At 71.9% G+C, this 19,509-nt stretch carries 16 protein-coding genes and 1 pseudogene; 12 read left to right on the plus strand and 5 right to left on the minus strand.

What is annotated here, in order from left to right; all coding sequences use genetic code 11:
* Nucleotides 1-550: 550 nt before the first annotated feature.
* Nucleotides 551-1,087, plus strand: a pseudogene (locus tag QMK34_RS18700) (YdcF family protein); the annotation flags it as partial.
* Nucleotides 1,088-1,384: 297 nt separating this feature from the next.
* Here the strand turns inward: QMK34_RS18700 and QMK34_RS18705 are convergent.
* Complete coding sequence (locus tag QMK34_RS18705; protein WP_326415409.1) at nucleotides 1,385-1,753, minus strand: hypothetical protein; 369 nt, start codon at nucleotides 1,751-1,753, stop codon at nucleotides 1,385-1,387.
* Nucleotides 1,754-2,114: 361 nt separating this feature from the next.
* Nucleotides 2,115-2,462, minus strand: coding sequence for a hypothetical protein (locus QMK34_RS18710; protein WP_326415371.1), 348 nt, complete (start codon nucleotides 2,460-2,462; stop codon nucleotides 2,115-2,117).
* Nucleotides 2,463-2,820: 358 nt separating this feature from the next.
* On the opposite strand from QMK34_RS18710, the gene QMK34_RS18715 reads away from it, so the two are divergent.
* Genes QMK34_RS18715 through QMK34_RS18755 form a run of 9 tightly spaced genes read left to right on the plus strand, consistent with a single transcriptional unit; the run spans nucleotide 2,821 to nucleotide 12,825 of the window.
* Nucleotides 2,821-3,666: a hypothetical protein gene (locus QMK34_RS18715; protein WP_326415372.1), complete on the plus strand. Its 846-nt coding sequence runs from the start codon at nucleotides 2,821-2,823 to the stop codon at nucleotides 3,664-3,666.
* Entirely contained in the window at nucleotides 3,663-4,646 is a 984-nt protein-coding gene (locus QMK34_RS18720) for a polysaccharide deacetylase family protein (protein ID WP_326415373.1), read from the plus strand. Before QMK34_RS18715 ends, QMK34_RS18720 begins: the two co-directional genes overlap by 4 nt.
* Nucleotides 4,643-5,902: an O-antigen ligase family protein gene (locus tag QMK34_RS18725; protein WP_326415374.1), complete on the plus strand. Its 1,260-nt coding sequence runs from the start codon at nucleotides 4,643-4,645 to the stop codon at nucleotides 5,900-5,902. The genes QMK34_RS18720 and QMK34_RS18725 overlap by 4 nt, the downstream gene beginning before the upstream one ends.
* Nucleotides 5,877-6,947: a glycosyltransferase gene (locus tag QMK34_RS18730; RefSeq protein WP_326415376.1), complete on the plus strand. Its 1,071-nt coding sequence runs from the start codon at nucleotides 5,877-5,879 to the stop codon at nucleotides 6,945-6,947. Before QMK34_RS18725 ends, QMK34_RS18730 begins: the two co-directional genes overlap by 26 nt.
* Complete coding sequence (locus QMK34_RS18735; RefSeq protein WP_326415378.1) at nucleotides 6,944-7,858, plus strand: hypothetical protein; 915 nt, start codon at nucleotides 6,944-6,946, stop codon at nucleotides 7,856-7,858. The genes QMK34_RS18730 and QMK34_RS18735 overlap by 4 nt, the downstream gene beginning before the upstream one ends.
* Nucleotides 7,855-9,138, plus strand: a complete 1,284-nt coding sequence (locus QMK34_RS18740; RefSeq protein WP_326415379.1) for a glycosyltransferase 87 family protein — start codon at nucleotides 7,855-7,857, stop codon at nucleotides 9,136-9,138. The genes QMK34_RS18735 and QMK34_RS18740 overlap by 4 nt, the downstream gene beginning before the upstream one ends.
* Entirely contained in the window at nucleotides 9,135-10,598 is a 1,464-nt protein-coding gene (locus tag QMK34_RS18745) for an oligosaccharide flippase family protein (RefSeq protein WP_326415380.1), read from the plus strand. The genes QMK34_RS18740 and QMK34_RS18745 overlap by 4 nt, the downstream gene beginning before the upstream one ends.
* The gene (locus tag QMK34_RS18750; RefSeq protein ID WP_326415381.1) at nucleotides 10,595-11,716 is read left to right on the plus strand and encodes a glycosyltransferase; all 1,122 of its coding nucleotides are present in this window, start codon (nucleotides 10,595-10,597) and stop codon (nucleotides 11,714-11,716) included. Before QMK34_RS18745 ends, QMK34_RS18750 begins: the two co-directional genes overlap by 4 nt.
* Nucleotides 11,713-12,825, plus strand: coding sequence for a glycosyltransferase family 4 protein (locus tag QMK34_RS18755; RefSeq protein ID WP_326415382.1), 1,113 nt, complete (start codon nucleotides 11,713-11,715; stop codon nucleotides 12,823-12,825). Before QMK34_RS18750 ends, QMK34_RS18755 begins: the two co-directional genes overlap by 4 nt.
* 127 nt (nucleotides 12,826-12,952) lie before the next feature.
* Here QMK34_RS18755 and QMK34_RS18760 read toward each other — a convergent pair whose 3' ends face one another.
* Together QMK34_RS18760 and QMK34_RS18765 are read right to left on the minus strand one after the other, a co-directional pair.
* A complete protein-coding gene (locus tag QMK34_RS18760) occupies nucleotides 12,953-14,191 on the minus strand; it encodes a putative glycoside hydrolase family 15 protein (protein ID WP_326415383.1) in 1,239 nt (412 codons plus the stop codon).
* Complete coding sequence (locus QMK34_RS18765) at nucleotides 14,173-15,606, minus strand: sugar transferase (RefSeq protein ID WP_326415384.1); 1,434 nt, start codon at nucleotides 15,604-15,606, stop codon at nucleotides 14,173-14,175. The genes QMK34_RS18760 and QMK34_RS18765 overlap by 19 nt, the downstream gene beginning before the upstream one ends.
* 435 nt (nucleotides 15,607-16,041) lie before the next feature.
* Between QMK34_RS18765 and QMK34_RS18770 the strand changes: the two genes are divergently transcribed.
* A complete protein-coding gene (locus tag QMK34_RS18770; protein WP_326415385.1) occupies nucleotides 16,042-16,896 on the plus strand; it encodes a glycosyltransferase in 855 nt (284 codons plus the stop codon).
* 7 nt (nucleotides 16,897-16,903) lie between these two features.
* Nucleotides 16,904-18,232, plus strand: coding sequence for an NAD(P)/FAD-dependent oxidoreductase (locus QMK34_RS18775; protein ID WP_326415386.1), 1,329 nt, complete (start codon nucleotides 16,904-16,906; stop codon nucleotides 18,230-18,232).
* Nucleotides 18,233-18,249: 17 nt separating this feature from the next.
* On the opposite strand, the gene wecB is transcribed toward QMK34_RS18775, so the two are convergent.
* Entirely contained in the window at nucleotides 18,250-19,407 is a 1,158-nt protein-coding gene (gene wecB, locus QMK34_RS18780) for a non-hydrolyzing UDP-N-acetylglucosamine 2-epimerase (RefSeq protein ID WP_326415387.1), read from the minus strand.
* Between the last annotated feature and the right edge of the window lie 102 nt (nucleotides 19,408-19,509).

Raw genomic sequence — 19,509 nt, forward strand, 5'->3', positions numbered from 1 at the left:
GGGACCGGGTGCCCACCGCACCCCCCGAGGCACGGTGGACACCCGCACACCGATGATCTTCACGAACCGCCGGGCGCGGCGCTCGCCGATCCCGTGTTCTCGACCCGAAGAGGCGGTTCGCCCGGTTCCGGGTTGCGGTGCGCTCCGGCGCTTGGCCACCGGCCGGTTGGCGGGCCCGCCTCGGCACCCTTTAGGTTGGGCGACGCAAGGGTGCGGGTCGAGGGAGAACGTGATGGCTGTCGCTGGGTACGTGCTCCTGGCGCTGGCCGTCGTGGCGCTGGCCGTGTTCGTGGCCGGCGTCGTGCGTGAACCGCGCCGCCTCAGCAACGCCGTCTGGCTGGGCTCGGCGGTCGTGCTGTCCGGCCTGTGGCTGCTCCTGCGCGCGTTCGACTTCCAGGGGCTGGCGCCGTACCTCGTCGTCGCCCTCGAAGCCCTGGCGCTGCTGGTGGTGCTGGCGTTGCCGGTCGCCCTGATCGTGAACGGCGTGCTGATGCTGCGCCGGGAGGGCCGCCGGTTGCCGAACCTGCTGTCCCTGCTCACCGGGCTGGGCATGGTCACCCTGACCGTGTTGTTCTTCGCCCCTCTGGGACTTTGGGGCTCGGCGCTGGTCATTTCCCTGCTGCTGGCCGCGGTCTACCTGGGCTTCCTGTTCGTCTCCCTGCTGGCGTATTCGTTCCTGTACAGCAGGTTCGGCCGCCGGCCGGGGGTGGACGCCATCATCGTGCTCGGCTCCGGGCTGCTGGGCGACCGCGTGCCGCCACTGCTGGCCAGCAGGCTGGATCGCGGACTTCGGTTGTACCGGCGGGAAACGGCGGCCGGGAGCGCGCCCGTGCTGGTCGTCTCCGGCGGGCAGGGGCCCGACGAGGAGGTCCCGGAGGCGATCGCCATGCGCGACTACCTGGTGGGCGAAGGGCTGTCCACCGAGCACGTCCTGCTGGAGGACCGGGCGGAGACGACGGAACAGAACCTCCGGTTCTCGATGGAGGTGATCACCCGCCACGGCACACGAGGACGGACCGTGGCGGTGACGAACAACTACCACGTCTTCCGCACCGCCGTGCTCGCGCGCAGGCTGGGGCTCCCGGTGAACGTCGCGGGCGCGCCGACGGCGTTCTACTTCCTCCCCAGCGCTTTCCTGCGCGAGTTCGTCGCGCTGCTCGCCCAAGTACCGCCGCATCAACCTCGTCGCCTGTGGCGCGCTCATCGCGACCCCGCTGATCCTCGCGCTGGTGTCCTGAGCTGGCTTCCCCCTGAGAACAAAGGGGCAGCAAAAAAGGCGGTGGGCAGGTTCGCGAATTCGCGAACCTGCCCACCGCCTCGAACGCATCGCTGCGCGGATCCCGGAGGCTCCTTGCGCTTATCCGTCCTGTTCAGACCACAAAGGTCAGTTGTGCTGGCTGGAGCCACCGTCGATGACGCCACCGGAGGCACAGTTGGACAGCTGCGAGCTGCCGGCCTCGTGCTTGCCCGGCGAAAGGATCGGGACACCGACGCCGTTGAGCGAGTCGCGGATCGGCACCTGGACGCCGAGCACGTTGACGTCGTTGCCGCACAGGCCGAGCGTGCCGTTGACGTTGTGCGCGATGTCGGTGTTGTTCAGGTTGACCAGGCCGACCTGGCCGTAGTTGGCGTAGTCACCGAAGTCGCCATCCCAGTCGTGGCCGTGGTGAACGGTGCCGGCCGACGCCAGGCCGCCCATCATCAGCATGCCCGCCGCGGCGGCTGCCACCACAAAACCTGTCTTCTTCAGCACAAATAGCTCCTCAATGTCGGTTCAGTGCATTCCCGCCGCTCCTTTGTGGACGGACCGAAGGCCGCCACGAGGGAGAATGCGGAACCGGAGAGACGTGAGGCACTGCGCCCACTTCCACCGGAATCCTCAGCCGTGGACTGTCCAGTTGCGACGTTCAGCGCTCGCAACCTTGGCCACGTAAGAGAAACTACAGCTTACAAGCCGGTAATTCCACTCGGTAACACCATCGTGTCGCCGCACTTTCCCTACCAGGAGAAACAGAACGGCGGACGCCGCTCGCACGACGCGAAAAAGGTGGAGCACCGGTCTTGGTGAAAGACCCGTACCCCACCCTTGTCCGCTTCAGCGAAGCGACGAAGACTCAGCTGTGCTGCGAGGACCCGTCGCTCTCGATGCCGCCGGAGGCGCAGTTGGTGGCCTGCTCGCTGTCTGCGGCCGAAAGGCCCGGCGACAGCAGCGGGATGCCCAGGCCGTTGCCCGAGTGGCGGACCGGCACCTGGACGCCGAGCACGTTGACGTCGTTGTCGCAGAAACCAAGGGTGCCGTTGACGTTGTGCAGGACGTCGAGGTTGTTCGAGTTGACCAGCCCGACCTGTCCGTCGTTGTGGTGACCCTCGTGGCCACCCGGCTCGCCCGCCGAGGCGACCCCGCCGAGCAGCACCATGCAAGCGGCGGAACCGGCGGCGAGGACGCAGATCTTCTTAAGCACTTTGGAACTCCTCAACTAGACGACGGGGAAAGGGTCGCCGGTCGATCCGGCCGGTGGCCCGTTCCCCTCCAGCACGGGGAAACTACCGAGAACCCGCCGCCGGTTCCACTCGGAACCACCATCGTGTATAGGCGTCCTTCATGGACAGACCGAGCGAAGCAAGCCGCGCATGTCCTTGAGGAAACCGAAGTCACCCTAAAGTGGAACAAATCCGCAATTCCGTCTCTCTCAGTCACCATTGCCGCTAGCTCGTACTTCTAAAGTGTTTATGCACCAGGCCCCGTACGCTTTCGCTCCACCGACGGGATAGCGCGCTCGGCCCAGGCGGGGCGCGGACAGGTGTTCAGAGGAGTCGTGCGTGCTCGGTTACGGGGAACTCGTCGCGTCCGCCATCCTGTACGGGTTGGGGATCGTGGCCCAGAGCGTCGCGGCGCGGCGCGCGGACCGGCGCGCGGGAGCGGGTCTCGGCCTGCTCGCCCGGCTGGCGTCCGACCGGCTCTACCTGCTCGGTTTCGCGGGCCAGGCGGGAGGTTTCCTCCTCGCCTTCTTCGCCCGCGCCTCCCTTCCGCTGTACCTGGTCCAGGCCGGTTCCTCCTCGGCGATCGGGCTCGCGACGCTGTTCGGCGTGCTCGTGCTCGGCTGGCGGGTCCGCGCGGCGGAGGTCGCCGTCCTGCTGCTGATGGCTTTCGGCCTGATCCTGCTGGCCGGTTCGTCGGCCCCGTCGGTCGCCGAGGACCTGCCGCCGCGAGCCGTGCTGGTGCTGGCCGGGGTGGTACTGGTGATCGGCGTGTTCACCCTCCGGGCGGGCCGGTCCGAAGGGGTCACGTCGACGGCGGTGCTGGCGGGGGTCTCGTTCGCGGTCGTCGCGATCGCCAGCCGCTCGCTGGCGCACCAGGACCTGGTGTCCCTGCTGCCGAATCCGCTGACCTGGCTGATGCTGCTCGCCGCCGTGCTCGGCCAGGCCGCCATGGCCGCCGGGCTGCAGCGCGGCTCGGCCACGTCGGTGGTGGCCACCTCCGACGCGACGACCATCGTGCTGGCCTCGGTCACCGGGATCGCCGCGCTGGGCGACCAGGTGACGGCGGGCCGCCAGTGGTGGGTCGTGCTCGGCCTCGGTCTCGTCGTCTTCGGGGTGCTGGCACTGGGTTCGCTCACCCGCCCGGCCCCCGTCGTGTCCGTCGTGGTGCGCGAGGAGGCCGCGTGACCGCCCGGCCGATCGCCAGCGTCTCGCTGGACCTGGACAACCTCTGGGCCTACCTGAAGACCCACGGCGACCGGGAGTGGGCGCGGTACCCGAGTTTCCTGCCCACCGCGGTCCCCCGGCTGCTGGAGATCTTCGGCGAGCACCGGCTCACCACGACGGTGTTCGCCGTCGGCGCCGACGTCGTGCGGGAGGACGGCGCGAAGGCCGTCAACGAGATCGCCGCCGCCGGGCATGAGGTGGCGAACCACTCGTTCGGCCACGAACCCTGGCTGCACCGGTATTCCCGGGCCCAGCTCGAAGAGGAGCTGGCCAAGACCGAGGACGCGATCGTCGCGGCGGGCGCGCCCCGGCCGGTGGGCTTCCGCGGCCCGGGTTACAGCGTCACCCAGGACGTCCTCGAGGTCCTCGTCGAGCGCGGGTACGAGTACGACGCGAGCACGCTGCCGACCTGGGTCGGGCCGCTCGCCCGCGCCTACCACAACCGCACCGCGCCACCGTCCACTAACGACGGTGAAGGCCGGGACGACCTCTTCGGCGGTTTCTCCCGGGTCCTGGCGCCCGTGGGCGCCTACCGCTGGCTGGTCGGCGCGGACGACAAGCTGGTGGAGCTCCCGGTGACGACGATGCCGTTGTTCCGCACGCCCATCCACGGTTCCTACCTCCTGCAGCTCTACCAGGTCTCACCCCGGCTGGCACGGGGCTACTTCCTGACCGCGTTGCGGCTGTGCCGGGCACGTGGGGTCGCGCCGTCACTGCTGCTGCACCCCACCGACGTGCTCGGCGGCGCGGAGGCACCGGGGATGGCGTTCTTCCCCGGCATGGCGATGCCGGGTGCCGCCAAGACCGCGTGGCTGGGCTGGGTGCTGGACGCGCTGCGGAAGCACTTCGACATCGTCGGCACCGGCGAGCACGTCGCCAGGGCGCGTGCGGCCGGGCTGCGCCGTGAGCGGGACGCGCGGCGGCTGGTGTCCGGCAGATGACCGTGGACGCCACGTTCGTGGTCGCCACGGCGAAGCACCGCCGGTCCGGCACCGGAACACCGCTGCTCCAGGTCTTCGCCTGCGCGACCGTGGCGCTGGCGCCGCTGGAGGGGTACCTGATCAGCGTGCAGGGGCAGCTGGCGAAGCTGGCCCCGATGCTGCTGGCGCTGACCTGGATCGTGGTCCGGGTCCGGCAGCGGCGGCTCCCCCGCGCGCATCCGGTGCAGGCGGTCCTCGCCCTGTTCGCCGTGGTACTGCTCGGTTCGGCGGCCGCGCACGCCGCCGGGCCGTTCACCGTGGACTACACCCTGCGCTGGCTGCCGTTCCTGGCGATCACCGTGGTCCTCGCCGACGTCGCCGCCGCCGAGGTGCCGATCAGGGCGCTGCTGATCGCCGCGGTCGGCGGCGCCACGGTGGCCGGATCCGGCGCCCTCTACAGCCTGATCGTCGAGGGCGAGACCCGGGCCAGCGGGCCGCTCGCGGACCCGAACGACCTCGCGTACTTCCTCGTCGCCGCCCTCCCCCTGCTGATCGTGGTGACCCCGGCTCGCCCGTCGCCACACCGGCGGCTGTTCGGCGTCCTCACCGCGCTCGCCGCGATCGTGCTGGCGGCGGGCGCCGCGGCGACGTTCTCGCGCGGGGGCGCGCTGGCGCTCGTCGCGGCGGTAAGCTGGCTGGTGCTGAGGCGGGTGCTGCCGGTGCGCGTGCTGGCCGTCGCCTGCGGCGTGCTGGCCGCGCTGGGCCTGCTGGCCGTCCTGCTGGCCGGGCAGGAGCTGACGAAGGCGTTGCAGGAGAAGAGCTACATCGCCGCGACCAATGTGGACACCCGCGAGCTGCGCTGGCAGGCCGCGGCGCGGATGCTGACGGACAACCCGCTGCTCGGGGTCGGGCCGGGCGGGTTCCGCGGCGGGTACGCCGCCGCGTCGCACAACGCGGAGATCGACGAACAGACCCCGGTCGCGCACAACATGTACCTCGAGGTGGCCGCCGAGCTCGGCGTGGGCGGCTTCGCGCTGTTCCTCGCCGTGCTCGCCACCGCGGCGGTCGCCGCCGAGCGCACCCTCCGGCTGAGCGCGGACCGCCGGGAGATGGTCGCGGTGCAGGCGTCCCTGCTCGCCGTCGTGGTCGCGTCGACGTTCCTGTCCGAGCAGTACTACCTGCCGTTGTGGTCGATGGTGGCGCTGGCCTGCGCGGCCGAGGTCCGGTCCCGCCTGCCGAAGGGAAGTGGCGATGCGCGTCCTGCACGTGATCAGTGAAATGGGCACCGGCGGCGCGGAGGCGCTCGTGGCCGGGATGGTCGCCCACGGCGAGGACGTCGGCTGGGAGTCGGCGGTCGCGAGCAGCGGCGGGTTCCGCGCCGATGCCCTGCTCACCCAGGGTTTCGCGACGTTCGACGTGCCGCGGGCCGGGCGGAGCAAGGCGGGGGTCGTGCGAGCGGCGCTGGCGACCGGACGCGCTGTCCGGCGGTTCCGGCCGGATCTCGTGCTGGCGCACAACGTCGGCGCCAGCGCGGTGGCCAAGCTCGCACTGCTGCCCGGCCGCGCGAGGCCGCTGGTGACGGTCTTCCACGGGGTCGCGGAGGCCGACTACCCCGGCGCCGCCAGGATCCTGCGCCGCACCTCGGACTCCGTCGTCGCCGTCTCCCCCGCCACCGCCGAGCGGCTGCGGGAGGCGGGGTTGCGCACCCCGGCCCCGGTGGTCGTCCGCAACGCGGTCTTCCCGCAACCGTCCTCTGTGGACCGCGAGATCGTGCGCGCGAAGCTGGGTGTGACGTCCGGGGTGCCGGTGGCGTTGTGCCTGGCCAGGATGGAGCCGCAGAAACGGCACGACCTGCTGCTGACGGCGTGGGCGGCGCTCGACGCCGAGGCGGTGCTGTGGCTGGCCGGTGACGGCAGCCTGCGCGAAGACCTCGAACGCCGGAGCGACGCGCTGGGACTGGGCCACCGGGTGCGCTTCCTCGGCAACCGCGCCGACGGGCCGGACCTGCTCGCCGCGGCGGACGTCACCGTCCTGACCAGCGACTGGGAGGGCCTCCCGCTGGCCGTGCTCGAATCGCTGGCCGCCGGGCGCCCGGTGGTCGCGACCGACGTCGGCGGGGTCGCGGAAGCACTCGCCGGGGGCGGTGGCCTGGTGGTGCCCCGGGGTGACCGGGAGGCGATCACCGAGGCGCTGCGCCACTTCCTGTTCGACCCGGCCGCGCGCGACGAGGCGGCCGCCGCCGTCCGCGAGCACGACCCCGGCACGTTGATGAAGTCCTACGACGAGCTCCTCCGCACCGCGCTGACAGGAAGACGACGATGAAGACCCTCCTTGGCCGGATCCCCCCGGCACTCACCCGAAGCCTGGTCGTCGCTCTGGTCGTCGGCGTGCTCGTCGGCGTGCTCGTCCTGGTCGTGGGCCTGACCCGCGGCGCCGAGTACCAGGGCCGGGTCAGCCTGCTCGCCGGACCGGCCCAGCAGACCGAAGGTCCGGCACCGCAGTACGGCGAAGTCGTGTCGCTCGCGCTGCCCGCGCTGGTCGAGCTCGCCAGGAGCCCGTCGGTGCTGCAAGCCGCCGCCCCGGTGTCCGGCTACTCGCCCGACGAGCTCGGGAACCGCGTCTCGGTCGAGCTGGTCCCCGCTTCCGGACTGGCCCGGTTGTCGGTGCGGGCCGCCTCCGCGCAGCAGGCGGGCGCGGCCGCGTTGGCGATCGCGAAGTCCATGATCGACGCCGACCTGCTCGCCCCGGTCGGCAAGCTGCGCACGCTGGACAAGCAGGCGGAGACCATCGAGGTCGCCCCGGACCGGCTGCTGGTGATCGGGCTGGCGCTGGCCGCCGCGGTCGCCGCCGGAGTCGCGGCGGCGGCGATCCTGCGCCTGCGCTCCGGCCGTGGCAGGGCCGACGAGGAGGCCGTGCGCCGGGCGCTGTCGGCCGCCGGTTCGCACAGCCCAGTGACGCTCCTGCGGGAGGCCGATCCCGCGGTGGCCGACCGGCTCGCGGTGCTCTGCCGGGCCGCGGGCAAGACGGCCAGGGTACTGGCCGCGACCCCGGCGCTGGCCGAACAGGCGGCCAAGCTCTCGGCCGGGATCCCGGCCGGTGACCAGTCCGAAGTGGACGCCGGGACCGCCGTGATCGTGGTGACCCACGCCGGCCGGACCAAGCAGGACGAGCTGACCGCGGCGGTCGGTGTCCTGCCGTACACCGCCACGCTGGTGGCGGTGGTGCTGGCGTGATCCGGCAGCACCACGGCGTCCGCGGGCTCGCCGTCCCGGCCGTCACCCTCCTGGCGGGCGTCTTCGGCGCGGTCAGCGCGTGGCGGGCACTCGCGCCGTCGTGGCAGGTGCCGCTGCCGAGTGCGGCCAACCTGCCAGAGGAAAGACTGCAGGACTTCCGCGACGCGTTGTACTTCCCGATCAAGGAGTTCCTCGCCGGGGGCGATCCGTACGACCCCGCGGCGATGTTCGCGCACTGGCCGGTCCGCCAGGACTTCAACCTCTACCAGCCCTACCACCTCGTGCTGCACCTGCCGTTCGTGCTGCCCGGTTACCGCGTCGGCGCGGTGGCCTTCGCCGTGACGTCGCTCGTGCTGCTGGTGCTGCTCTCACTGCTGGCCGCGCACGCCGTCCGGCGGTACGCGCCCGTGCCGCTCGCGCTCGGCACCACGGTGATCGCCGCGCTGCTGGTCACCAGCCAGGTCGGCAAGGCGCAGCTGTACGTCGGGCAGGTCAACCCGCTGATCGCGCTCGGGGCGGCCGGGGCGCTCCTGGGCCGGGCCGATCATCCGCGCCTGGCCGCGGTGGCGCTCGCGCTCGCCTGGTTGAAGCCGCAGTACGGCTTTCCCTTGGCGGTACTGCTGTTCGCCAGGGGGTCCCGCCGGGTCGCGGTCACCGGGACCCTGCTCGCCGCGGCCGCGAGTCTGCCCGTGGTGGCGCTGCTGGTCGTGCGCACCGGCGGTGTCGGCCCGTTCCTCGATGTGATCGCCGCGAACCTTTCGCACGCCACGGGAACCGACTACGGCGCGGTAGATTCCGTGACGGCGCAACGGATCGACGTCGCCGCGGTGCTGTTCCGCACCACCGGCTGGGTGCCGCCCGCGGTGGAGGCGGTCGTGCTCGCGGGGGTGCTCGTCTCGGGCGTCCTGCTCACGCGGCGGCTGGACGGGCTGGCGTTACCGGCGCTCGCCGATCTGCTCACCTGCCTGGCCGTGGTGGTCTGCGTCGTGCACCAGCCGGGTGACGTGCTCATCGCCGTCCCCGCGATGGCGGCGGTGGCCGGGCTGTGGTGGCGGCACCGCCACGAACGGGGCTGGGCGCCGGCCGGACTCGCCGTGCTCGCGCTCGCCGTGCCGTTCGCGCACCTGTACGTGGCGGATTCGGCGATCGGCTCACTGTTCGGGACGCGTGCCGCGGTCACCGTCGACGGCGTTGCAGTGGTCGTCTCGTGGCTCCTGCTCGTGGTCTTCGCCGTGCGCCTGCTGCGGCGGCGGGACGAGCTCGTGACGGTGGCCGGATGAGCAACGGTCTCGGGACCCGCGCGGTCCGCGGCTCGCTGTGGCTCGGCGTGGTCAACCTGGTCAGCAAGAGCAGCCAGATGCTGGTCACGCTCGTACTGGCGGCCCTGCTGAGCGAGGGCGAACTGGGTGTCGTGGCGCTGGCTGTGTCGCTGGTCAACCTCGGCCAGGTCGTGCAGTCCATCGGGGTCTACGACGTGATCAGCCGGACCGAGCAGGATCCGCGGCGGATGGCGGGCACGGTGCTGACGATGAGCGTCGGCGCCGGTGTGCTGCTGGCCGCGATCCTCGCGCTCGCGGCGGACCCGATCAGCACGGCCCTCGGTGCCCCCGGCGCGGCCGGGCTGGTGCGGCTCGCCGCGCTCAGCCTGCCGTTTTCGGCCGCGGGCGGGGTGCAGATGGGGCTGCTGCACCGGGACCTGGACTTCCGCCGCCGGATGCTGCCCGACGGCGGCGGCGCGGTGCTGGGAGCCGTGGTGACGGTGGTGCTCGCGCTGAGCGGCGCGGGCCCGACGTCGCTGGTGGTCGGCCTGCTGTGCACCGCGGTCGCGCAACCGGTGTTCGGCACGCTGGTCGGCGCGGGCATCCGGCCCCGCTGGCACCGCGGGGCGGCGCGCGAGGCGGTGCGGTGGATCGCCGTCGTGGGCCCGGCGGCCGTGGTGGCGGCGCTGCTGGTCAACCTCGACTACCTGGCCATCGGGCACGTGCTCGGCACGGACGCCGTCGGGGTGTACTCGCTGGCGTACCGGCTCGCCTGGGTGCCGTACATCATGGTGGCCGTCGTGCTCGGCGCGGTCGCGTTTCCGGTCTTCACCAGGATGGTCCGGGCCGGGCGGTCCGGTGAACTGCCCGCCGTGCTCGGCAAGTTCACCCGCGCCGCGCTGGTCGTCACCGGCGGCCTGTACGTCTCGCTCGCGGTGCTCAGCGACCGGGTGGTGGTGCTCGGTGAGCGCTGGGCGCCCGCGGCGGGGCCGCTGGTGCTGCTGTCGGGCTACGGCCTCGGCGTCTGCCTGCTGCAGATCTGGTACCAGGCGGTGAAAGCGACCGGGCACGTGCGGCTGTACCTGGCGCTCGAGACCACGCATCTGACGGTCCTGGTGCTGTCTCTGGTGCTGCTGACCCGCTTCGGCGTGGAGGCGGTGGCTGCGGCTCAGCTGGCCGCCGCCTGGGTGCTGGTGCCGGTGACCTGGTGGGCGCTGGCGAGGCTGACCGTCGCGCCCGCGCTGAAGGAACTGGCCGGGGTGGCCGTCAAAGTGCTCGCCGCGGCCGCCGCGGGCGCGGTGCCCGCCGTCGCCCTCGATCGGGCGGGCGTCTTCGGGGCCACCGGGTCACTGCCGGGCGCGCTCGCCGAGGTCGCCGTGCTCGTACTCGGTTACGCCGGAGCCACGCTGCTGGCCCAGCGGGGTGCCCTCGGGGAGCTGAAAACCCTTCGACAGCAAGAGGAACTGGGAGCAGACCGGTGAAGATCGTGCATGTCAGCCAGCCGGTCGAGGCCGGGGTGGCCGTCGTGGCGCTGGACCTCGCCCTCGCCCAGCAGGCGCGCGGCTGGGCCGTCACCCTCGTCTGCCCGCCTTCGGGTTGGCTTCCCGAGCGGGCACAGGAGCTGGGGATCGACGTCCGCGGCTGGGCCGTCACCCGGCAGCCCGGCCGCCGTTCCCTCGGCGAGGCCGTGCGGCTGCGCCGGATCCTGGCCGGGCTCGCGCCGGATGTCGTGCACCTGCACAGTTCGAAGGCCGGGCTGGCCGGGCGGCTCGCGCTGCGCGGCAAGCTGCCGACGGTCTTCCAGCCGCACCTGTGGTCGTTCGAGGTGGCGGGCGGGCCGCTGCGACGTGCCTGCGTCACCTGGGAACGGCTGGCCTCGCGGTGGACCCACCTGATCGTCTGCGTCAGTGACGACGAGCTCGTCACCGGCCGGGCGGCGGGGGTGAGCGCGACGGCGGAGATCGTGTGCAACGGCGTCGACACCGAACGCCTCCTGCCCCGTGACCGGGCGGCCGCGCGACGGCGTCTCGGGCTCGACCCGGACGTCCCGATCGCGGTGTGCGTGGGCAGGCTGGCCGAGCTGAAGGGCCAGGACCAGCTGCTCTCGGCGTGGCCGGCGGTGCTCGAAAAGCTGCCGGGGGCGGAACTCGTGCTGGTCGGGGACGGGCCGATGGGCCCGGCCTGGCGAACCGGCCATCCGATGGCGGGCCACGGATCCGTGCGGTGGCAGGGCCACTGCGACGATCCGGCCGCGTACTACACCGCCGCGGACGTGGTGGTGCTGCCGTCCCGCGCCGAGGGCATGGCGCTGGTGCCGCTGGAAGCGATGTCCTGTGCCCGATCGGTCGTGGCGTTCGACGTCGGCGGGGTCCGCCAGAGCGTCGGCGACGCCGGAACGGTGATCCCCGCCGGGAATCTCCCCGCGCTGGCCGACGCCGTGGCGGCCCGGCTGGCCGACCCCGGACTCGCCGCCGCCGAGGGCCGCCGCGGGCGCCGTCGCGCCGAGCTGCTGTTCGACCGGACCCGGATGACGGACCAGATCGTCACCCTCGTGGACAAGCTCGCCCACGAGCACAGCAAGTCCGGGCGCACGGCATGACGCCCCGGCGGCGCGTCGCGTACCTGCTGACCCAGGATCGCGGCGGCCCGGTCGACGTCACCGTGCGTCTGGCCGCGACCCTGCTCGACGCCGGGGAGGTCGACCTCCGCGTGTTCGGGCCGGTCCCGGCCAGGGACGCCGGGCTGCTCGACGGCCACCACCACGAGATTTCCGTGTCCCGCAAGGGAGATCTGGCGGCCGGGCGGCGGACGAGGGCGGCGATCCTGGCGTGGCGGCCGGACGTGGTGCACGCCCAGGACCGGCGCGCGGGGCTGGTGAGCGCGGGCCTGAAACGCGGCGTGCCCGCCGTGGTCCACACCTACCACGGGGTGCCGGACGACGTCGGCGAACCGTGGTCGCGCGGCGAACCCGGCGCGTCCGGGCCCTCCGCCTACACGCGGGCCGTGCTCGCCGGTGACGCGCTGGTCGCGAGGATCGCCGACCGCACCGTCGTGCCCGCCGCCGAGATGGGCAGATTCCTCGGCGACCGGCTGCGCGTACCGCCGAGCCGAATAGCCCACATCGACAACTGCGTCGCCCCCGGCGAATCCCGGCCACCCGCCGGGCCGGTGCGGCACCTGGTCTTCGTCGGCCTGCTGGTGGAGCGCAAAGGTCTGCTCAACCTCCTGGCGGCACTGGCCATCCCCGGGGTCATGCCGCCCGACGCGCGTCTCACGGTGGTCGGCGACGGCCCGCAGCGCGCCGAAGCGGAGCGGCTCGCCGAGTCACCTCCGCTGGCCGGGCGGGTGACGTTCACCGGCTTCCGCACCGACGTCGCGGAGCTGCTGCAAACCGGCGACGCGCTGGTCCTTCCGTCCACAATGGAGCAGCAGCCGCTGGTGATCGCCGAGGCGATGACCGCGGGCAAACCCGTGGTCGCGACCGACACCGGCGGGGTGGCGGACATGCTGGGAGACCGGACTTTCCTGGCTCCCCCGCACGACATCCCCGCGCTGGCGGACCGGCTGCGCGCACTGTTCGCCGAGCCCGCCCCGGCCCGGATCGGCCACCTGCTCGCCGCCCGCGCCCGCGAGCGCTTCACCCCCGACGTGTGCGCCCAACACCACCTCGCCCTCTACGACGAACTCCTCCGCGCGAAGATCCGCTGAAGGTCGCCCTTGGTGCGTTCAGCGCACTGAAGGTCGCCTTTGGTGCGTTCAGCGCAGTATAGGCGACCTTCAGGCAATCGCCGACCAGCTGGACTCTGGCCTTCACGACCTGTCGACGAGTTGCGGGTCAGGTCTTGGGTTTGACGAGCACGAGACCGTCGGCGGCGGCGAGGTCGGCCGGGGCCGACGGCTTGCCGTCCGGGGTGACCAGCCCGGCGGGCGGGGTGAGCGGCACCGCGGCGTGGGTCGGGTTCACCGCCACCCAGCCGTTGGTGAACTCGCGCGTCCAGATGCCGTTGGGCTGGCGGGTGGCGGCGTCGACCGCTTCGCCCAGCCCGGTCGCCTGCAGGGCCGACCACTCGGGATTGCGGTAGTCCGGGGTGGTGGCCGGGGTCCAGCAGGTGCGCGGGCCCGCCAGCAGCGCCGCACTGGCGTACCCGGCGCGTTCGTCACGGATACCACGTGTCCGCGTCACGAGCAGCAGCCAGGATTCGCCGAGCGCGGCCTGGGCACGCAACTCGTTGAACTCGTTGCCACGGAAGGTGAGCAGCCCGCCCGTCCCGCCGTCCTCGCGGAAGCCGAAGTTCTCCTCCATCGCGCCGCCGAACCGCGAGTGCGCGGTCCACCGGCCCGGCACGAGGTGGGTCTCGGAAACGTTGGGGACGAACACCTTCCCCACGTCCCGGAAGGCGTCCCCGGCCACCGAGAGCAGCGAGTCGAGGCCGTCGCGCAGCACCCGGTCCGTCGCCGCCGCGTCCGCCGTTCCCGCCAGCACCGCGGAAGAGTAGAAGCTCAGCGAGTTGAAGTCGTTGTCCGCCAGGACGCCGTCCCAGCCCTCCCTGGTCACCTCGCCGAGGACCGCCGTGGCCCACGCCTGCTGATAGGTCTTGTCCCACACCGCCGTCTGCCAGTGCTTCGGATAGCCCTGCCACTCGATGCGCTGGCCCCGGGTGTCCTGCGCGAACCACTGGGGATGTTCGCGCTGGGCGGCGTAGTACCCGACGCCGCTGGGCAGGTAGGGCGCGTCGTTGCCGCCGATCACCGCACCGGCGTAGTTGCGGACGCTGGAAAGATCCTTGTACACCAGGACTTTCATCTGCGGGTTCAGCTCGTGCAGCCGTCGCATGGCCGCCGTCTCCGTGGCGTTGAGCACGACGACGTCGTAGCGCTGGGCCGCCAGCGTCAGATCGGCCGCCGACGGGCTGTCGCCGATCCCGTACCACCAGGCGCAGGGCGCCAGCGGCTTCGGCGGCGGCGAATCCTGCGCGGAGCTCGACACGCAGGCGCCACTCAGCACCAGCACCCCGGCGACCACGATCCGGGCCCCCAGCCGACGATTACGGCCGATCAGCGTTGCCTTCGGCACAGCAGCTCACCCACTGTCAGTAAGAGGATCTTCAGATCCAGCCACAACGACCAGTTCGCGATGTAGTAGTTGTCGTACCGGGACCGATCGGCGATCGAGGTGTCGCCGCGCAGCCCGTGCACCTGGGCGAGCCCAGTCAGCCCGGTCGGCACGCGATGGCGTGCCCAGTAGAACTCGTGGATGGCGGAGAACTCGCTGACGAACACCGGGCGCTCCGGGCGCGGCCCGACTATCGACATGTCGCCGCGCAGGATGTTCCACAGCTGGGGCAGCTCGTCGAGCGAGCTGCGGCGCAGGAACCGGCCGACCGGGCCCACCCGGCGGTCACCGGCCATCGACCACCGCGTCTGCGAGTCGTCCTCGCCGGTCTGCCGGACGCTGCGGATCTTGTAGAGCAGGAAGGTGCGCCCGTCCATCCCGACACGGACCTGGCGGAAAATGAGCGGGAACCCGCTTTCGGCCAGCACGGCCAGCGCGCACAGGGCGATCACCGGCAGAAGCACGAGGAGCGCGCTGGCCGCCACGACGAAGTCCACGGCCCGCTTGATCCACCAGCTGGGCCGGGTGGTCGGCGCGGTGCCGAGGCGCACCAGCGGGTAGCTGCGCAGGCGGTCGATGTCGGGACCGTCCTGGCAGAGTTCGTACAGGCGGGGAACGACCAGGGTGACGCAGCCGAGCCGGTGCGCCGCGATCGCCGCGTCGACCACCGAGGCGTCGCGCTCCGGCGAACCGGCGAGGATCACCGTGCCCACCTTGAGCCGGGTGATCGCCGCGGTCAGCTCACCGGAGACCAGTTCCACCGGGAGCGCCGCGTCGTCCGGCACGGGTTCGAAGTCGGCGAACCCGACCGGGCGCAGGCCGAACTCGGGGTATTCGAGCATGGTGCGGACGAGGTCGGCGCCGACCTTGCCCGCCCCGACCACGATCGTCCGGTCGCAGCGGCCGAAGCGGCGGCGGGCCCAGCGCCCGAACGCGAACACGCACAGCCGGGTGAACTCGGCGAGCGCGGCGAACAGCAGGATCGCGTGCTGTGCCGCGACGACCCGCCCGTCCGGCTGGCCCAGCGGCATCGCCCCGCCGGTGATCAGCGCGAACGCCGTGGCCGTCGCCGCGACCGAGCGAGGCAGGTCTTGGAACCACGAAAGCCACAGCCGACGCCGGTACAGCCTGCTGCTCGCGCGCGCGCCAAGCAGCGCCACAGCGGAGGCCGCCGCCCACCAGGGCCCCGGCTTGGTCAGCAGGGTGGCGACGAGCCACGCGAGGGCGTCACCGAGCGCCAGCAGCACCACCACGGCGTTCACCCTGGAGAGCAGTTCTCGCCGCGGGGAATCGCCGGGAAGCCGCGCGGCCAGCCGCAGCGGACGCCGTTTGAGCCGTGCCGGTGAAACCACGGCAGGCCCCAGCCTGGTCACCATGATTCACCCTTTCGTGGGTACGCAACCAGGGAGTCGCGGAGCCCTCTTCCGGGTCTCCGCACCGGTAGCCCTGCCCAGCCGAACCACATTCCGCCTACACCCTTCTCGACAACGACTCGGCAAGTGCCAGGGAGCGCCACTTCCGTTGCTTGACAAGGCACTTCGCCATCACTCGATGGAGTTCACCCATTCGATGAATCTGGCGCCTTTAGCTGGAAACTCTGTGGGCAAATCCGCTGAAATTCACTCATCCGATGAACAAGAACAACCCCTCTTGATGACTGCCACGAACACACCGCTCGTCCTCGACCACTGCGCTCCCCGGTCCGCGCGTACCAGGACTAAAGAAACCACAGAACCTGTCCGAATATCAGCTGACGGCGCGGAACAACAATTCTGTCCGCAGCCCGACACCGAGCAAGATGAGGGGACTCCGTGGGACGCGAAGAGGTGGCACTCGAAGAGGTGACGCTTGAAGAAGCCGACGTGCGCACCCGGCCGGAGCCGGTCCTGCCGGCACCGTCGGCCCAGCGCACCCGCGGCCGGGCGCACGTCGTGCTTCCCGCCTTCAACGAGGAGGCGTCACTGCCCCCGTTGCTCCGCCGCCTGGCGGAGGTCGCGCTGACCGAACAGGTGACGGTCTGGGTGGTCGACGACGGCTCGTCGGACGGCACCGCCTCGACCGCCGAGGCCGGCGTCGAAGGCCTCGACGTCCGCCTGGTCCGGCATTTGGTGAACCTGGGCCTCGGCCGGGCGGTCCTGTCCGGGCTGCGCGCGGCGCTGGAGGTCGCCGGGCGCGACGACGTGGTGATCGTGATGGACGCCGACGACACCCACGACCCGGCGCTGATCCCCCGGCTGCAGGCGGAGATCGAGGCTGGCTCGGACGTCGCGATCTGCTCGCGGTTCGTGCCGGGCGGCGACGACAAGACCGCGCCGCTGGGCAGGCGGCTGCTCTCACGCGGCGCGGCGGTACTGTTCCACCGGGCGCTGCGCGTCGACGGGGTCCGCGACTTCACCAGCGGGTTCCGGGCGTACCGGGCGACCCTGCTGGTCCGGGCTTCCGGGCACTGGGGCGAGCGGCTGATCGAGGAACAGGGTTTCGCGTGCATGGTGGAGCTGCTGCTCAAGCTGCGCCACTGCAGCCCGGTGATCACCGAGATCCCGCTGGAACTGCGCTACGACCGCAAACAGGGGCCCAGCAAACTGAAACTGCGGCGCACGATCATGCAGTACCTGAAGCTGCTGACACGCGACCGGCTCACCCCCGCTCCCTACCGAAAGCTGTGAACCACCGATGACCACATCGACGCCGCACGTCGCGGTGATCGGCGGGGGCATCTGCGGCCTCGCGATCGCCCACCGCCTCGCCCGCGCCGGAACCCGCGTGACCGTGCTGGAAGGCAGCGACCAGCTCGGCGGCCTCGGCACCTTCTTCCCCTCGGGAAACCGCTGGGTGGAACGGTTCTACCACTGCGTCATGCCCACCGACGACCACCTGCTGGCCCTGCTGGACGAGCTGGGGCTGCGCGACCAGGTCCAGTGGCGCAAGACCACGATGGGCATGGTCGTCGGCGGCAGGCACCACCGGTTCAACTCCCCGCTCGACCTGCTGCGGTTCACCGCGCTGCGCCTGCACGACCGGATCCGGTTCGGCGTGGTTTCGGTGCTGCTGCGGCGGCTGGGCCGGGGCAGCAGCACCGACCTCGACTCGCTGCGCACGGAGGACTGGCTGCGCGGGCTCTACGGCGACGTCATCTGGGAACAGCTGCTCGGCCCGATGTTCGGCGCCAAGTTCGGCGCGGCCTTCGGCGACGTGCCCGCGCTGTACCTGTGGCAGCGCCTGGGCCGCGAAAGCAACGTGGCCACGCGTGGTTATCCCCGGGGCGGCTACAAGACCGTCATCGACGCGCTGAGGGCGTCGATCGAAGCGGCCGGCGGCACGGTGCGGACCTCGGCCCCGGTGCAGCGGCTGCGAAGCACGAGCGAGCGCTCGTTCGTGACGCTGCCCGGCGACGAGGTGATCGAGGCCGACCAGGTCGTGTCCACGGTTTCGCTGCCCCTGCTGCGGCAGCTGGCCGACGCGGACCTCACCCCGCACCTCCCGGCGCTGAACCTGCGGTACCAGGGCGTGGTCACCGCCCTGTTCTTCCTGCGCAGGCCGCTCACCGGGCACTACTGGACGCCGGTCCTGCGGTCGGGCACGGAGTTCGACGGGGTCGTCGAGATGTCCGCGCTGGCGGGCACGGAGGCCTATGACGGCCGCCACCTCGTCTACGTCATGCGCTACACCGACCGGGAATCCGAGCTCTACCGCGGGGAAACCGGGGACATCGCGACGCGGTGGACCCGCCAGCTGCTCGACCTGTTCGGCGATCTCACCGAACAGGACATCGACGAGGTCCGGGTGTTCAAGGCGCCGTTCGTGGAACCGGTCTACCCACTCGGCTTCCTCGAGGACCGCCCACCGATGGTGGTCGGCGGCACGTCACTCCTGCTGGCCACGACGGCCCACGTCTATCCCGACGTGACGAGCTGGAACTCCAGCGTCAAGCTGGCGGGCACGGTCACCGACCGGATCGCGGAAACCCTGCGCAGCAAGGAAATCCCCGAACACGTCTCGTGAGCCACCTCCCGCGCGCCTCAGCGGGGCGCGCGGGAGAGCAGCCGCTCGATGGCCGCCGCGATCCGCGGCCCGGCCGAACCGTCCCCGTACGGCGAAGGCAGGTCCCGCAGGCGCGCGCGGTGTCCCGGGACGTCGTCCAACCACTTGAGGACCTCGGCGTGCATCCGGGGACCGGGCGGCACCAGTGTGCCGAACACCCCTTCGATCTCGGGCCGTTCGGTGCTCCGCCGCACCACGACGACCGGGCGCTTCAGCACACTCGCCTCCTCCTGGATGCCGCCGGAGTCCGACACGAGCACGGCGGCTCCACCGGCCAGCGCCAGGAAAGCCGGGTACGCCTGCGGTTCGATCACCTCAAGGGCGTCGAGCAGCGGAGACAGGCCGAAGCTCTCGACACGCTTCGCCGTGCGGGGGTGGAGCGGGAGCACAACCGGGAGCGGCAGGCGGCCGAGGCCCCGCAGGATCGTCTCGAGGTTCGCGCGGTCGTCCACGTTCTCCGGCCGGTGGACCGTCGCGACGACGTAGCCGTCCTCGCGCAAACCGAGCCGTGCCAGCACCTCCGCTCGGTCCGGACCGCTGGGCAACGCCGTCTCGAGCGCCTCGACGACGGTGTTGCCGGTCACCTCGATCCGCTCCGCGGCCACTCCTTCGGCGAGCAGGCTGCGCCGGTTCAGCTCGGTCGGCGCGCAGCACAGGTCGGCGAGGTGGTCGATCACGACCCGGTTGTGCTCCTCGGGCATCGCCCGGTCGTGGCTGCGCAGCCCGGCCTCGATGTGCACCAGCGGCACGCCGTTCGCGTTGGCCGCGAGGGCGCCGGCGAGCGCGGAAGTGGTGTCCCCCTGGACGAGCACGACCTCGGCGGGATGCTCGGCCAGCACCTCGTCCACCGCGGCGACGGCCAGCCCCAGCTGGACGGCCCGGCGGGCGCCGCCCACGGCGAACTCGTGGAACCGGCCCGGTCGCGCGACGTCCTCGCGGATGATCGAGTACATCGACCGGTCGTAGTGCTGCCCGGTGTAGACCAGCGCGGCGTCCTGGCCGAACTGCCGGATCAGCGGGGCGAGCTTGATGAGCTCGGGCCGGGTGCCGCAGACCAGGGTGACCTTGCGGCCGGCGGGAACGGCCGCGACCGACGGCGCGGCCCCGTGGATCGGGGTGGCGGTGGTGGGCGACATCCGGTGTTTCCTTCCGCCGGAACAGGTGGTGCGGGGCAGCCACACGCTACTCACCGCCCGCACGGCCTCCGCGCGTCAGTCCATCGGGTGAATCGGTGTGGT

The organism is Amycolatopsis sp. H20-H5 (assembly GCF_035828755.1).
In the GTDB taxonomy this organism is placed as follows: Bacteria; Actinomycetota; Actinomycetes; order Mycobacteriales; family Pseudonocardiaceae; genus Amycolatopsis.

What these genes read in the sequence shown, in the direction of transcription:
- QMK34_RS18765 (WP_326415384.1), bottom strand. Translation starts at nt 15,606, where the DNA reads ATGGTGACCAGGCTGGGGCCTGCCGTGGTTTCACCGGCACGGCTCAAA.
- QMK34_RS18725 (WP_326415374.1), top strand. Translation starts at nt 4,643, where the DNA reads ATGACCGTGGACGCCACGTTCGTGGTCGCCACGGCGAAGCACCGCCGG.
- QMK34_RS18755 (WP_326415382.1), top strand. Translation starts at nt 11,713, where the DNA reads ATGACGCCCCGGCGGCGCGTCGCGTACCTGCTGACCCAGGATCGCGGC.
- QMK34_RS18735 (WP_326415378.1), top strand. Translation starts at nt 6,944, where the DNA reads ATGAAGACCCTCCTTGGCCGGATCCCCCCGGCACTCACCCGAAGCCTG.
- QMK34_RS18730 (WP_326415376.1), top strand. Translation starts at nt 5,877, where the DNA reads ATGCGCGTCCTGCACGTGATCAGTGAAATGGGCACCGGCGGCGCGGAG.
- QMK34_RS18745 (WP_326415380.1), top strand. Translation starts at nt 9,135, where the DNA reads ATGAGCAACGGTCTCGGGACCCGCGCGGTCCGCGGCTCGCTGTGGCTC.
- wecB (WP_326415387.1), bottom strand. Translation starts at nt 19,407, where the DNA reads ATGTCGCCCACCACCGCCACCCCGATCCACGGGGCCGCGCCGTCGGTC.
- QMK34_RS18775 (WP_326415386.1), top strand. Translation starts at nt 16,904, where the DNA reads ATGACCACATCGACGCCGCACGTCGCGGTGATCGGCGGGGGCATCTGC.